10 protein-coding genes are annotated in these 15637 nt (G+C 57.9%); 3 read left to right on the top strand and 7 right to left on the bottom strand.

Going from position 1 to position 15637, the window contains the following annotated elements; translation table 11 throughout:
• The first annotated feature begins 67 nt into the window (after positions 1-67).
• Entirely contained in the window at positions 68-1300 is a 1233-nt protein-coding gene (gene alr / locus OHL22_RS22765; protein WP_263342097.1) for an alanine racemase, read from the top strand.
• Positions 1301-1438: 138 nt separating this feature from the next.
• Complete coding sequence (locus tag OHL22_RS22760; protein WP_263342096.1) at positions 1439-2722, top strand: abhydrolase domain-containing 18; 1284 nt, start codon at positions 1439-1441, stop codon at positions 2720-2722.
• Between the two features lie 50 nt (positions 2723-2772).
• Here OHL22_RS22760 and OHL22_RS22755 read toward each other — a convergent pair whose 3' ends face one another.
• From OHL22_RS22755 to OHL22_RS22740, 4 genes are all read right to left on the bottom strand, one after another.
• A complete protein-coding gene (locus OHL22_RS22755; protein ID WP_263342095.1) occupies positions 2773-4188 on the bottom strand; it encodes a Dyp-type peroxidase in 1416 nt (471 codons plus the stop codon).
• Positions 4181-4837 carry a hypothetical protein gene (locus OHL22_RS22750; protein ID WP_263342094.1) on the bottom strand — a complete coding sequence of 219 codons (657 nt, stop codon included), beginning with the start codon at positions 4835-4837 and terminating at the stop codon, positions 4181-4183. The genes OHL22_RS22755 and OHL22_RS22750 overlap by 8 nt, the downstream gene beginning before the upstream one ends.
• Positions 4838-4871: 34 nt before the next feature.
• A complete protein-coding gene (locus OHL22_RS22745) occupies positions 4872-5468 on the bottom strand; it encodes a hypothetical protein (RefSeq protein WP_263342093.1) in 597 nt (198 codons plus the stop codon).
• Between the two features lie 205 nt (positions 5469-5673).
• Complete coding sequence (locus OHL22_RS22740; RefSeq protein ID WP_263342092.1) at positions 5674-6543, bottom strand: M23 family metallopeptidase; 870 nt, start codon at positions 6541-6543, stop codon at positions 5674-5676.
• Between the two features lie 82 nt (positions 6544-6625).
• Between OHL22_RS22740 and OHL22_RS22735 the strand changes: the two genes are divergently transcribed.
• Positions 6626-7420 (top strand): DUF1223 domain-containing protein, encoded by a 795-nt coding sequence (locus tag OHL22_RS22735; protein WP_263342164.1) that lies wholly within the window; start codon positions 6626-6628, stop codon positions 7418-7420.
• 8 nt (positions 7421-7428) lie between these two features.
• Here OHL22_RS22735 and OHL22_RS22730 read toward each other — a convergent pair whose 3' ends face one another.
• The 3 genes from OHL22_RS22730 to OHL22_RS22720 are packed head-to-tail and all read right to left on the bottom strand — an operon-like array spanning position 7429 to position 15634.
• Complete coding sequence (locus OHL22_RS22730) at positions 7429-10173, bottom strand: ABC transporter permease (RefSeq protein ID WP_263342091.1); 2745 nt, start codon at positions 10171-10173, stop codon at positions 7429-7431.
• A 21-nt stretch (positions 10174-10194) separates the two neighbouring features.
• Entirely contained in the window at positions 10195-12942 is a 2748-nt protein-coding gene (locus OHL22_RS22725; protein ID WP_263342090.1) for an ABC transporter permease, read from the bottom strand.
• Positions 12943-12961: 19 nt separating this feature from the next.
• Complete coding sequence (locus OHL22_RS22720; RefSeq protein WP_263342089.1) at positions 12962-15634, bottom strand: ABC transporter permease; 2673 nt, start codon at positions 15632-15634, stop codon at positions 12962-12964.
• Positions 15635-15637 lie beyond the last annotated feature (3 nt).

Here is a 15637-nt window from a genome sequence, read left to right as displayed (position 1 = left end):
GGCTTTGCTTTGCTCGAACGGTCTACAGCGTGGGCCATGCGTTTAGGATAAGAGTTGGAACTGCTGCATGGTTAGACGCCCCTGTTGGGTTGAGATTTCGACTCACGCTTTTGAAGACAACTACAAATTACTTGCCCAGGCATGCCGGGCGAGGGTGAGTTCTGCTCTTGAGCTGCTTGCGATTGTCAAAGCCGATGCTTACGGCCATGGGCTTTCCATCTGCGCACCCGCCGCCGTCAGGGCTGGAGCCGGGTGGATCGGCGTGACAAGCGTCGAAGAGGGCGTTGCGGCGCGCCAGACGCTTCGTGGCCTTGAGCCTGCGCCAGAGATTCTGACGATAGGCGGCGTTTTCCCTGGTCAGGGAGCGGAGGTGATTGCACATCGCCTCACGCCGGTGATCTGGGAGCCATATCATCTTGACGAGTTGGAGGCCGCGGCAAAGGCGACCGACGCGTTGCCGGGATCGATTCCAGTTCATGTTGAGCTGGATACAGGCATGAGCCGCCAGGGAGTGGAATTGAGCGAACTTGGCGCGTTGCTTGAGCGGTTTCGCAAAAAGGACGAGAGTCCAGTGCGAATCGATGGCATTATGACGCATCTATATGCTGCCGATGAGCGCGATGGAGAAGCCACGCATCATCAGCTTGATCGCCTGGAAAATATGCTGGAGCAGGTGGCTGCGGCGGGACTCAAGCCAAGGTGGCTGCACGTGGGTAACTCGGCTGCGGTACTGCTTGGTGGCGCGCCTGAGACGGCGCTTGCGTCACTTGTTGCGATCGCGAAGCGCCACGGCATGCACGCAATGGCCCGTCCGGGGCTGGCGCTGTATGGTCTTGTGCCTGAGTTTGATCCTCCGCTCGTAAGAGAGGAACTACCTTTGCTCGACGATCTTCATAAAGAGTTGCAACCGGCTCTTGCGTGGAAGACGCAGATCGCAAGTGTGCGCTCGATAGGGAAAGATGAGGTGGTTGGATACAACGGCACCTTTGTTGCAACCGAACCGATGCACCTTGCCCTCTTGCCGATAGGATATGCGGATGGCCTGAAGCGGGCGCTCTCGAATCGCGGCTATGTGTTGATTCAGGGGGAGCGCGCGCCGATTGTCGGGCGCATCTCGATGGATCAAACCGTAGTGGACGTGACAGACATACCCAAAGCCTCCCCCGGCGATGAAGTTGTGCTGCTGGGACCTCAGGGTGACGAAACGATCTCCGCATGTGATCACGCAAACTGGGCCGAAACGATTCCGTGGGAAATATTTACTTCGATTACGGCTCGTGTGGAGCGGCGCGCGGTCTGAAGGCATTCGTTGACAGACTTGTATCGAATCTTTGCGCCGAAACATCCAACTCACGCTGGCAGATTCACAGTGAATGGAGCTGAAGACTGCCATGCCGGTTGCCTACATTCGCAAATTGGTAAACTTGATGAAGGGCTGATGCTGAAAGAACTATATGCGCGGTGGATGTACCGCTGGGAGACCGAGCTCACGACACGCGATGAGAACCGCGTGGTGCGTCCGTTGGAGTGGGGCTTTGACTGGGTGCGCTCGTTTGTAGAAGAAGCGGGAGCCGCAGCCCGCGTAGACCGGCTGATCGGCAGCGGCGACGAACAAGCAGCGATGATCGCCGTGAACGAAGCAATTCTCGCGCACAGCGAACAGTTTTTCGGATACGATCGTCCGCTGGATTTTCGGCTCGAAGACCGGCATCCCATGCTCTTCCCTACCAACGTGCGTCCAGAGACGCTGAAGCGCGATGCGGAATTGAAGACGATGGCTGCGGAAGGTAAAGCGGAACGGGCGCAGTTTCTGCGGTTTACTTCGCCTGAGCGGACGCCCTATCCGGAAAATGATCTGGTCAATGCGCGCTGGTATCCCGCGCCGGCGGAGAAGCAACAGGGAAAGCCCAAACAGGCGATTGTGGTGATGCCCCAATGGAATGCGGATGCCTTTAGCCACAATGTGTTGTGCCGCTTGTTCAACCGCTTTGGCATTTCGGCACTCAGGCTCTCAAAGCCGTATCACGATATTCGTAGACCGAGCGAGATTGAGCGCTCGGACTATGCCGTAAGCGCCAACATCGGGCGTACGCTCTCAGCCGCGCGGCAGGCAGTAGTCGATATCCGGTGCTGTCTCGATTGGCTGGCTGACCAGGGATACGAGCAGTTTGGCGTGCTCGGCACCAGCCTGGGCAGTTGCTATGGATTCCTCGCCAGCGCTTTCGATCCGCGGCTGCGTGTGAATGCTTTCAACCACTGCTCCACCTCATTCGGCGATGTGGTGTGGGCAGGACAGAGCACGCGTCATATTCGTGCGGGATTTGAAGAAGCTGGGTTCACACAGGAAGACATTCGGCGGCTCTGGGCAGGCATCAGTCCTATCCATTTCTACGAGCGCTATGCGGGCTTGAGCCGCCCGAACACGCAAGGCCTCAAGCCTGATACGGCAAAGAAGATTCTGCTGGTGTACGCGACCTACGATCTGACTTTCCCGCTGGAGTATTCATTGGAAGTGGTGAAGGCGTTTACCGAGAGCGGCATGGATTTCGAGCGGCGCGTGCTGCCATGCGGCCATTACACAACGGGCGAAACGCCGTTTCAATACATGGATGGCTGGTTCCTGGGGTCGTTTGTGTATCGCGCGTTTCGGGATCTGGCGAAAGAGAATGTTGGGTCTGAGCCCGAATCTGTGGTGTCGGAGCGGGAACTCATCTCGCAATAGGGCGGGAGTGCTATTCCAGCGACTGTGTTCCATTTCCAGTTAAGCCGCTGTCAGCGCGGATCGACCAGGTTCATGGCAATCATGCCTAACGCGGTCATGCTCGGCAGGAAGAAGTAGTCGCCACCGCGCAGTTCGACGAAGTTGGGCAAGTGGGCGCAGACGAAGGGCGGATTCGACGGGTTGGTGTCACCCTGAATAACGAATCGCTCGCCGGGCATGTGATTGCCAATCAGCGGATCTTTCTCGTTACCGACATGTGCGTCATTGCCGTAGTTAATCCATTGCTGCTGCACAAATTCAAACTGCCGGGAGATGCTGGCGTTGAGCGCCATGAAGACCACGCCGCGCTCAACCGAATCCATATCCGGTGAATTATCGTCGCTGGCCGCGTAGGGGCCGTAAGGCAATCCACGGCGGGTGATGCGGCGGCGATTGATCAGCCGGCCCTGAAAGCCGAAAGCGTCGCGCGGGTGAACGCGGCGAATATGCGCGCCAACCGGGCAGCGCGCGCCACCGGTATCACTGCCGTAGGTGAAGTTAGTGCTGCGGTTAGGATCCTGTGTGATCGCTGAATCTGGAGTGTTGGGAGAGATCTCGATAGGAGTTCCATCACGCCAACGGCCAATGAACTTTGAGGCCAGTTTCTCTTTCGCCGCCGCATCGCCTGCGCCATAGCGGGCCGACCATTCATCGAGGAAACGGCGAAAGGTGCCCACGTTCTGATGCAGCTTGCGGTAGACCATGAAAGTACCATTAGCGCCGAGAAGGTGAGGCATGGGAGCGATGGGTAGCTCTCCCGCTTCATCGGCATAGCCAAGCAACAGTTCGCCGGTAGCCAGCGGAACCCAGGTGCCGTCAGGCATCAGCTTGCCCTGACCTGGCTGAGACTTGCGCACGATACCGAGGTAGTCAGGGTTCCCGAAGCCGTCGGTGTAGCCGAAGTGCTCCTTCGTCGTGACATTGCCATCGAGAACAATCGAGGCGGCGTCCTGAGTGTCGAGGACGCGCACGCCGCCAATCTTTTCAACAAGCGTGAACAGATCGGTAGCACGCGCGTCGAGAGCTTCCGCTGACAGCGCATGGACGGCAAGCCACGCATGCACCTCTGACGCACCCGTTTCGTCGCGCCAGACTGCATCCCAGTGCTCCGGGGCGTTGACACCACTGTCGCCCAGAATGCCGCTGCGAGACTTCATGCCTTCCTGGAACTCGACAGGAAAGCTGATGAGCGTAGCCAGTGGGAGATCCAGCTTGACGAGGCCTTTGAAAGTGAAGGCAATGTTGAGCGTGCTTTGCGGCTTGCCCTGGTCCCATAGCTGGCCGGTAGTGATGGAACTCAGCAACGCCCCGACCAGTTTGCGAGCGCTCTCCGCATCTTCGAAATGAAGGAAGCAGAAACGTGCGAAGGGCATGTTGTAGCCGCGGAGGACAAAGCCCTGGATGTCAGTGGCGTTGAGCTTACTCATTGCGCCCTCCCGTCTGCATCGGACGCTGCGGAGCGGGAACTGCCGGTTTTGGAGTGGGCGCGGCAATCAATTTCTGGCTGAAGGCGAGAAAATCACGCTGCAATTCCGCCGGATCTTTGCCCTGATGCGTGGCGATGAAGTCGGCGACGGCACGCTGGGTCTGAAGAGCTTTAAGCGTCTGAGTCACGCTCTTATCGTTGGTGGCTGCGAAGAAGAACGTGGTTTCAATCTGACACGCTTTCATATAGTGCAAAAACGCCTGCAGGTTTGCAGTGCCGGGATAGCCGGTGCAGTGCGACCAGATAGCGTCAAGTTGTTGTGGCGCTGCCATGGCAAGACCTGCGAGATAGGTATCGAGGCCAGTGGTTCCGATGGCGTGAGGAGGGCAGTCGATGTTGGCCTCGAAGACGAGATATTTCGACTTCAGATGTTCTTCACGCGCCGGTGCGCCCACAAAGACGACATCGTCCATGACGACAAGTCGCGCAAGATGAGTGTGCGGCGCGATGGCAAATGGACTATCTGGACCGGTTGGCAGCGTGGCGAGATACGCGCGGATCTGGAGGTCATGGGAAGGCGATGCCCGATGATCGTTAATGATGGGGCAGAGTAGAGTGAGGCCGTAAACACTGCCGTTCTGGTTGGGCATTTCTGCTCTTTCCTTCGTCGACTATTGGCTGGTTTCAGAAAACGATTGGTGCTTCGCCGGTTGCACCCAGATGGGTCTGCACCGAGAGAACAAACTGGAGATATGCCTCGCGGAATTGATCGGGAGACATCGTGGCCGCATTACGGTTGAGCGCATCGAAGGTCTGTTGGACGATGTGGGCATTCTTCACGTCGTTGGCCGTCGCATGCGGATAAGCGGTGTAGTAGTAGTCGGTATCGAACTGGACCCGGGTGATGTACTCCTTGAAGATCGTGACCGGTGTCGAGCCGGGGAATTTTTCGCTCCACTTCCAGACGAGGTCGAGACCCTTACTCAGTACGGCGGAGAAGGCGTCGATGTATTGATTCCAGGTTCCATTGAAATTGGAAAAGAAGAGAAGGTAGTCATACTCAAGCAGCTCGCGCTGTTGCGGCGCGCCGACAAAAGGGAAGCTATTGCGCGGGATGATTACCCAGCGCGCGAACTGGATAAAGGAGAGATTGATCAGATCGGATTGGAGCGGTTTTACGTTGCCCAGGATGAAAAAGATCGCCCGCAGAATCCACGTCTTCCATGGGCGCATGGGAGTGATGGCGTTCATTGCGTAGACTTTGCCGTTGATATTGCTCATCGGACACCGTTTATTTCCGGATCTTGATGCAACTTCGGCGTTGGTCTGAAGAGCTGAGTGCGCACACGGAAACAGTTCCGAAGCGGGCACAACACAGCCGGGAAAGCTAAGAAATTGTGCCAGATGAAGGGCGCAGTGTACAGAGGAAATGAGATCGGCAAGTGACCGCCGTCGATTCGTATCACGGCAACAGCTTTGCGCCGTTTCAGGGCAACTTATCGAGATTTATCCGCAGCAGCTTCGTCGGATCGATGTAACCACCCTGCCAGCGAATGGCCCAGTGAAGGTGAGGGCCGGTCACGCGGCCGGTGGCTCCGCTAAGACCAATGCGCTGCCCCTTCTGCACGCGATCTCCTGTCTTTACGTCGATGCGCGATAAATGCATCGACAGGCTGTAGAGGCCGAGGCCGTGATCGATAATGACGCAATTGCCTTCGTAATAGAGCGGCTGAGCCAGCACAACTACACCTGAGTTGCCGGCGCGGACAGGCGTGCCCATATGGGCGCGGAAGTCAGTGCCGCGATGGATGCCGTCAAGCTTGCCGTTGTAGACGCGCCGCGTGCCGAAGCTGTCCGTAGCCGTCGCGGGCACAGGCGCACGAAAGCTGCCATCCCAGAGCGGATGGTCTGCGCTGGTGGCAAATGCGGTTTTCTTAGCTTCATTTGCCGCGTCGATGATCTTCTTCTCTTTCGGACCCGGTTCTACAAACTTGGGCGGCACAGTAATGGTAGTGGTCCGGTAGTGCGCGGGCTGAATGGCGATGGTAGTGTTAATCTCCCGCGTCGTATGGTTGATCCGGATGGAGACATGGATGGGGGCAGGCCCCGTCGCTGCTTCGACATCAACGCCGGCGAGCGCGTACCACGCCTTCCCGGTGCGTCCGGGAAAGAATTGCAGCGGATGTCCTTGCCATTCTCCCTCCACCTCGGCGTCGCGAGGCGCTGCGACGCGAAACAGCTCGGGAGAACCGGATTGCACGACAGAAGGCGTCCACGTGAGTGTCTTGACCTGTGCCTGTGCGGTGCAGGAAACGGCGATACATACAGCAAAAAGAAGGACGAAAATACGATGCATCCTTCCCAGCATAGCGGCCGGACTTTCGAAGATGTAACTTTCCGAAGCCTGCAGCAATCCAGAAGGTAAAGAGGTGAGCGCAATGAAGCGCATTGGCTGGTGGATCGGAGTTGGGCTGGGCGTCGTTGTGATAGCCGCTGCCGTGGCTTGGGCCGCGCAAGGTGCGCAAGCGGCCCAGAGCGGAGCTGGTACGCAAAGCAAGCCCGTTCTCGTGGAACTGTTTACCTCCGAGGGATGCTCCAGTTGCCCACCAGCAGATGCCTTGTTGGCAAAGCTCGATGAAGCACAGCCAATTCAGGGAGTACATGCGATCGTGCTGAGTGAACATGTGACCTACTGGGACCATGAAGGCTGGCGTGATCCATTTTCACTGGATGCCGTCACCTACCGGCAGAAGTGGTACGGGGACAAGTTCGGATTGGATGATGTGTATACGCCGCAGGCCATAGTGGACGGCGCAGTACAATTTGTCGGCAGCGATGGACACAAGCTAACGCAGGCACTCGTCTCCGCCGCGGCAAATGCCAAGGAAGAGCTGAATATCTCCAGCGCCACATGGGCCGGCGATAGCGTACAGTTCGTGGTCCATCGGACCGACCATGATGCCAAAAATGTGAAGACGACTCTCGTTGCGGCGCTCGCCATCGACTCCGCGGAAACCTCGGTAAAGAGTGGAGAAAACGCCGGACGCACGCTGCATAACGTTGCCGTAGTGCGCGTGTTGAAAGAGTTGGGCTCCGATGCTTCGGATGGACGGCAGCTCACGCTGAAACTGCCCGACGCATCATCAACGCCCTTGCGATTGGTGGTCTTCCTGGTGGATAAGCGCACAGGACATGTGCTCGGGGCAGCGGAGCAGATGGTACAACACTCGTAGTCTTGGATCTACTCCGCGCGAAGTGCTTCCATGGGCTCAATTCTTGCGGCCCGGATTGCCGGCATGAGTGATGCTGCGCTTGCCACCGCCATAAGTGAAGCCACCGATGCGAAAAGAATGAGCGGATCGTGCGTCGACGTGCTGTAGAGAATGCTCGCGAGAGCACGCGATGCGAAAAGAGTAGCAATCAGTCCTGCGAGACAACCTGTGACAGCCACCCAGGCATTCTCGCGAAAGACAAGACGAACCACATGCGTGCGTTGCGCGCCGAGAGCGATGCGGATACCGATTTCGCTGGTTCTGCGGGAGGTTGCGTAAGCCAGTGTTCCGTACAGGCCGATGGCGGTGACAAGCAGTGCGCAAAGTCCGAAGAACGCAGCCAGCATGGCCATCATGCGCTCTGAGCTGATGGATTCATCGATCTGGGCGGTCATACTGGTCATGGCAGGGGCCGGGATTTCGGGGGCCATGCGGGCGGCAAGGTTGCGGGCTGTGGCGGCGAATGCGGCAGGCGGGCCAGCGAGGCGGATCACTGCGAAATAGGATTTTTTTAGCGGCTCGGGTGGACCATTGTCGCTCGTCGCATAAAAGGTCTGGCTGATCGGATAATAGGCGGTTGGCGGAGGCTCCGCTTGGATCGAGCGGTAGTGGACGTTGCCGACCACTGCGATGACCTGGAGAGTAATCTTGTTGTCGTAGGTGTAGATGGATTGACCGACTGCGCTTCGGCCGGGGAAGAAGAGGTTCGCCGCGGCTTGATTCAGGATTACTTTCCTGCCAGCGGCACTTGTATCATCCCACCGGAAATCACGACCGCCGAGCATGGGGACTCTCATCGCTGCGAAATATCCGGGCGCGACATCGTTGCCGTAGAGTAACTGCTCATGGTTCTTTGGTTGATTGCGGTAATAGGTGGTCATCCCACTACCCGAGAGCGGTACGCCCCATTCGAAACTCACTCCCTGCACCCCAGGCTGGTGAGACAAAGCCTCTCCGAATTGCTGATACCAGCGCAGCAGCGCATCGCCAGCGAGAGGTTGCTTGTCCATGTCCAGTTGAAGATGAACGAGGCCTTTGGGATCGAAGCCCAGATTGGTGCGATAGAGACGGGTGAGGCTGGCGGCCAAGAGGCCCGCGCCGGTGACCAGCATGAGCGCGAGCGCAACCTGAGTGCCCATGACGAGACGCGGTAAGAGCCGTCGCGAGTCTCGCCGCGAACGCGCCTGCGAGCCGCTCTTGATCTGCTCGTTCAGGTTGCCGGAGGTGGCGCGTAGAGCAGGCAGCAACCCAATGAGAATGGACGATAAGACGGCGATCAATGCCGCGAAGACAAAGACGCGAGCGTCGAGCGAGGTATCGAGAGCGGCATCCGGGTTACGGCTCAGGAGCAATACCGCAAGCGCGTTGCTGACGAGCGGAGAGACGGCGAGGCCTGCGGCGGTGCCCAGCAGCGCGATGAGAAGGCTCTCAATGAGCAGTTGCCGGATGAGGCGGAGACGGGTGGCGCCGATGGCCAGTCTTGTGGCGAGCTCCCGTTCGCGCGCGGCGGCCCTCGCAAGCAACAAGCTGGCAAGGTTGAGGCAGGCGAGCAACAGCACTCCACCGCAGAGGGAAAAGACCACCATAAGAGGCTTGCGAAAATCGGCGCGGAGGTAAGTAAATCCTTTGGCTCCGGATTCGGCGACGAAGTGAAGATGGTTCGTCCGGATGTCGTCGAGAGCAAAGGCATTCGGATGGGAATCGAGAAGGATGGCGCTTGTTTCGGCTTGCAACGCCGCATTGGCCTGCGCAAGGGAGATGAATGGCTTGCGTCGAGCAATAAGATTGAGCCAATTGCCGCTCCAGCCACTGGCAATCATATTGAAGGGGGCGTCTACGACCGGCTCCGACGAGAGCGGCACAAAGATAGATGGATGGCGTGTGGGGTCGGCTCCGAAAAAGCCGCGCGGCATGACTCCGACGACGGTAAAAGGTGCATTGGCAACGATCAGCTTGCTTCCAACGGCGTTTGGCGAGCTGTTGAACCAGGTGCGCCAGAAGTTCTCGCTGATGACGGCGGCATAGCCTGCCGGACCGCCATTCTCCACATCGTCGGCCGGAGCTAGATATCTGCCAAGTAAAGGCGCCACTTGCATCGTGGCGAAGTACTCACCGCTGACGAGTTGCCCCGGTACCTGAAGGCTTCCCGATGTGCCGTGCAACTGGAATTTTGTACTAAAGAATGCGGAGGTAGAGCTGAAGGCATCATGCCGCTTTTCAAGGGCGCGCAGTTCAGGTTCATTCAAGCTGTAGCTCGGGCCGTCGGAGTTGGATTCCTCCACCTGGATGATTGCGAGTTCGGCGGCGTGCGGAACGGGTAGCGGACGCAAGAGCAGCGCATTGATAAGAGAGAAGACGGCGGTGTTCGCACCAAGGCCTAGAGCGAGCGTGAGAATGGCGGTCAGAGCAAAGCCGGGAGCACGCACAAGCTGACGCCAGCCATAGCGAAAATCGCGCGCAATCTGATCGAACAGAGGCAGGCCGCGACGGATGCGATAGGTTTCGCGAGTCTGAGTAACGCCTCCAAAGCTGCGTAAGGCGGCGATACGAGCTTCGCTGCGTGACATGCCGTGAGCCATGTTTTCATCGATGGCGTGAGCAATATGGCTGCGTAATTCAGCATCGAGATCGCGATCAAGTCGATTGCGATGAAAGAACGCAGCGATACGATTGGAAATCGTACGCAGCGTGTCAGAGATGCCTGGCCTGGTCATATTGGGTCTCATAAAACCGTCCTATTCACTGCGCAGCGCTTGCATCGGATCTACCTTTGTCACTTTACGCAGCGGAATCAGTGATGCTACGAGTGCGGCAATCAAAAGTAGCGCGAGGCTCATAGCCACAGCCCATGGATCGACAGCACTGGTTTCATAAAGCAGACTGCGAATCCAGCGTGTTGCCGCGGCTGATGCGAGCAGGCCGATCAGGATTCCGCCAATCAATGGATACGAAGCATCGCGAAGCACAAGGCGCACCAGGCCTGAGCGGTTGGAGCCAAGCGCGATGCGGATGCCAAACTCCTGCGTGCGCATCGATACAGAGTACGCAAGCACGCCATAGATACCGAGCACGGCGAGGAACAACGCAGCGGCACCGAAACCCGAGAGCAGCAGTGCTTGAAAGCGATCTGTGGCAACGGACTCCGATACCTGCATATCGAGCGACATGACGGTGGGAATGGAGACATCGGGATCAATATTCCAGATGACGTTACGCATCGCAGGCCCCAAAGCCTTTTCGGGTTCGGCGCTACGCACCAGGAAGACAGGTGTGTATGGCGGATTGGCCCAGTAGGGAACGAAGCAGATAGCCGGATCGCGCTTGAGATCGTTAATGCGCGCATCCGCGGCGATGCCGACGACTGTGAATTTTTGCCCATTGCGAAGGATGGTGCGGCCAAGAGCACTGGCGTCGGGGAAGGCGGTTTTTGCGGCTTTTTCGCTCAGTATTACGACGTGTGGATCGCGCTCATCGGATGCCGCAAACTCGCGCCCTTCGAGCAGAGGAATGCCCATGGCCTTGAAGTAGCCGGGGCTAACATAGCGGCGATTAACCAGTGGAGTTTGTCCCGGCGGAAAATTGTAGTCAGGGCGTTCGACGGCATCGATCATCGAATCGCCACTGAGCGGCAACGTGCCGGTAAGAGCCACGGCCTGCGCGCCCGGCAAGGATCGCAGGCGCTCCAGTGCGCGATCCATCACGGCGTTGCGCGCGTCGTTGGTGGCATTGTTTGCATGATCGTGATAGTCGTGCTGGCTGTTTAGATAGCGTGGTGTACTCAGCTCCGCTTTTGCCATCATCAGATGATCGGCATTGAAATGCCGCTCCTGCGTCAACAGATGAGCGAAGCTGCGCGTGATGAGCGCAGTGACGATGAGAAGCGTGACGCTGCATGCCACCTCGACAGCAACCAGAACGCGCCGCGCATTGGCGGCATCGCGTGTATTGGCGACACGCCCGGAGTTCATCTGAAGGGCAGATTGAGGAGCAACGCGCAAGCTGCGTAGTGCGGGAAAAATGCCAAACGCGATCGAGGTAATGACGGAAACGAGAACTGCGATAGCGAGCATCGGCGCACTCAAGTGCACCTCATTGACGCGCGGCAAGCTCGCGGCTGCGGTGAGCAGCGTCGTCTCCGCTGCAAGAGCGCAAAGAACTCCGCCAAGGCCGCCTGCCACGCCCAGTAGCAGATTCTCGAGCAGAAGACCGCGAAGCAGGCGCATTTTGTCTGCACCGAGAGCGGAGCGAAGCATTGTCTCATGCGAGCGGGCCACACCGCGCGCAATCTGCAGATTCGCAAGGTTGACGCAGGCCATCAGCAGCACCGCGAAAACCGCGGCAAAGAGCATCCACAACGGCTTGCGGTAGCTGCCGGTGATCTCTTCCGCAAACGGCTCGACAGCTACCCCGACATGCGAGCCAAGTTTGTTGGTAACGGCGTAAGCCTTATCCAGACCGTCGAGTTCGCTCTGTGCCTGTGCCATCGTGACTCCCGGATGCAGCCTTGCAATGGCGAGATAATCGTAATCTCCGTCGGTCTCATCGAGGACGCCTGAATTGACGACGAATGGCCGAAAGATCTCATAGCGGTCGGTCGAGCCGAAGGTAGACTCATTGGGCAGCATCGAGACCACAGGAAAGCGAAAGCTCGGTGGCAGCACACCGACAATGGCCGTGGGCACTCCATCAATGCGGAGGGTCCTGTTCAGCACCGATGGGTCGCCATGGAAGTAGCGCTGCCACGCCGGCCAGGTGAGGATAGCTTCGTTGTCTTTGCCGGGCTGCGTCTCTTCGTCAGTGAAAGTGCGGCCGAGTATTGGAGTGACTCCAAGTACCGAGAAGAAAGTCGGTGATACGTTCAGGCCTTCGGTCTCACGTGGGTGCGCAGACTCATCGGATGCGTTAGCGACTTCGGAATCTACTGCAACGCTGAACCCATCGTTCTGAAAGATAGCCGCGTCCTCGATGGTATGAGCATTCTTTCTAAGGTTGGCGTAATGAAGATAGTTCACAGGAAGCAGCGGCGAAAGTTTCTCCAACTCCCGCACTGTTTCCCGTAAGACAACAACGCGGCTCGGGTCGCGAAACGGATAAGGATGCAGCAGGACTCCCTGAACAACGCTGAAGACAGCAGTGACGGCGCCGATGCCGAGCGTAAGCGTCAGCACTACTGTTCCGGTAAATCCCGGTGATTTACGAAGCTGGCGAAAGGCATAGCGAAGATCGAAGCCGAGTGTGTCGAGCACCGGCAGCCCGCGCTGAGTGCGATAGGCTTCGCGAGTTTGTGCGACGCCGCCGAAACGAACCATTGCCTGGCGTCGAGCTTCGTTGCGCGTCATGCCCTGGCGCACATTCTCTTCTACAGCATGCGCGAGATGGCTGCGTAGTTCTTCGTCTAAATCCTCGTCAAGTTCACGCTTGCGAAAGAGAGCCAAAGTGCGGCCCAGCAGGCTTCTCCATTTTCCACTCGTGTGCCGGTTCATCGGCATCTCCTCTCCGTTGTTACTCCGAACGCAGAGCCTGCATCGGATCGATGGATGCCGCGCGTCGTGCAGGAATCCACGCGGCAAGTACAGCAAGCAAGAGCATCAGCAACGGCACTGCGCAAAATGTAACCGGATCGAGCGGATGCACCTCGAAGAGGAAGCTACGCAACAACCGGGCGGATGCAAGCGCTGCTGTCAGTCCGATGAATGAGCCTGCAACACTGAGCAGCAAACTCTGCCGAAAGATGAGAGCCAGTATGCCCCACCGGGAAGCGCCAAGGGCGAGGCGGATGCCAATCTCGCGTGTACGCCAGTTGACGATGTAAGCGATGAGACTATAGACGCCAACCGCGCCCACTGCTACGGCAAGCGCACCGAAGCCAAGGAGCAGCAGCGTCAAGGCTCGCGTCGACGAGACCGAAGAAGCGACTACCTCGTCAAGCGTGCGCACCCGTGTTACCGGAGCCGATGGATCAAGCGCGGCAACCGCGCGGCGAAGCGTAGGCGCTACCTGTGATGCGGGTAACTGCGATCGCAGCAGGATGGTCATCGAAGACTGTTCGCGTGCCGGAGTTAGCGGCAGATAAACCTCGTCCCCAAAGCCCGACTTGAGGTTGTCATGATGAGTGTCGCTCACAACACCGACGACAATCGACCCTTTTTTCGCATCGAAGAGCGCAGGCGTTGGCTCATCTTCCACCGATTCCAGATGCTTGCCGATGGCATCATCCTTAGGCCAAAGTGCGTGCGCCATATGCTGGCTGATGACGATGGCGCGTGAAACGCCCGTTTGATCGGACTCGTTGAGTAGACGCCCGCGAATCAGTCTCACGCCAATCAGCGCAAAGTAGGAAGACGAGACAGTACGCCCGGCAGCAATTTTTGCTCCCTCACGTGACTCTCTCGGATGGCCCTCGGCATCGTAGGTGTAGAAGTTCTCGTCTCCGGCCATCGGCAGCGTACTTGCCAGCGCAGACGATTGAATGCCGGATAGATTGCCGGTAGTACGAACGAGATCCTGAAAGAAGTTCTGGCAATGACCTGCCTGCTTGCATGCTGTCGAATCGAGAGATACTTCGGCGGTTACGATGTGACCGGTATTGAAGCCAGGATTGACATGAGACAGTCCATAAAGGCTGTGTAACAGCAGGCCCGCCACTGTAATGACCACGACAGATAGTGCGATCTGTCCTACAACCAGCGCCCTCGATACGCGGAAGTTCACTCCTTTGCCGATAACGCTCAGGCTGCCGGAACGCAGCGTCTGCTGCAGATGCGGCGATGCCATCCTGAGCGCGGGCACCAGGCCGAAGAGTACGCCGGTGAGCACAGAGGCAATTCCGGCAAAGAGAAACACATGCCAATGCAGACCTACCCCGGCCAGTCGTGGGGTGTCTGCGGGCAGTGCAATGATAAGCCCTCGCAAACTCAGAAACGCCAATCCCAAACCTGCTGCGCCGGCACAGATGCCGATCAGAACGCTCTCAACCAGAAGCTGCGAAACGATACGGCTGCCGGACGCGCCGAGAGCCCCGCGAATGGCCATTTCCCGCTCGCGCGACGCAGCCTTTGCAAGCATGAGGTTCGCAACGTTGGCGCAGGCAATCAGCAGCACCAGTCCCACCGCCGCGAAGAGCAGCAACAGCTTCGGGCGCGTATCGCCTACAACGGAATCAAGCAGAGGCGTGACCTCTGTGTCCGAAGCCCAGATGTCAGGCATGCGCCAGGGAAAGAGCGTCAGCAGCGTAGGATGCAATCGTAACAACTCGGCGCGTGCCGCAGCAGGCGTTACACCGTCGCGCAGACGGCCGAGTCCGCGCAAGTCGTAGCCAAGCCAGGGGTCGGTGGCATCGCCGCCTTTGAATGCAGCCGGCACAACGAAGTGCGTGTCGTTGTAAGGGAACTGCACGCCCTCAGGCATGATGCCGATGATGCGCCGGGAAATGCCGTCCACACGCAATGTTTGACCAACTATGGATGGGCTGGCGGCGAAACGTGTCTGCCAGTATCCGTGGCTGAGAATAACTACGTTGTCCTGTCCCTTGATGGCATTCTCTTTTGAAAAGAACGCACCAATCTCAGGATGAATGCCAAGCGTGTCTAGGAAGTTGACCGTAACCTGCGTGCCGAAGACACGTTCGGAATTGCCATTCTGAGTTATGTTCGATTCCGCATTGAGACCGTATGCAGCCAACGACTCAAAGGATCGCGAGTTCTGCTGTAGTGCGCGAATCCATCCCTTGGGAAAAAAGCCATCGGCGGAGAGTGTAACCAGGCGATCCTGCTGCGGAAAAGGCAGCGGACGCAACAGGATCGAGTCGATCAGCGTGAAGATTGCAGTATTAGCACCGACGCCGAGCGCCAGTGTAAGAATCGCGGTGATGGCGAATCCCGGCGATCTGCGAAGCTGTCGAAAACCGAAGCGAAGGTCGGCGAGTATCTGTTCAAGCATGGGCATGCCTCTTTGTTGGCGATAGTGCTCCCGGGTCTGAGTCAAATTACCAAAGCTGCGCAGAGCAGCCATGCGGGCTTCACGTTGCGACATGCCGCGCCTTAAGTTTTCTTCAGTGGCAAAGGCAAGATGAGAACGCAGCTCTTCATCGAGATCGCGATCGAGCGATGCGCCGCGAGCGTGTCCAAACAAGCGGCTGATCGCGGTGCGTATTCGTTCTGAGCTGCGTTCCTTCATGCT

The organism is Acidicapsa dinghuensis (assembly GCF_025685685.1).
Taxonomy (GTDB): domain Bacteria; phylum Acidobacteriota; class Terriglobia; order Terriglobales; family Acidobacteriaceae; genus Acidicapsa; species Acidicapsa dinghuensis.
Note: the sequence above shows the minus strand (reverse complement) of the source record. Positions and strands in the feature narration are given on the sequence as shown.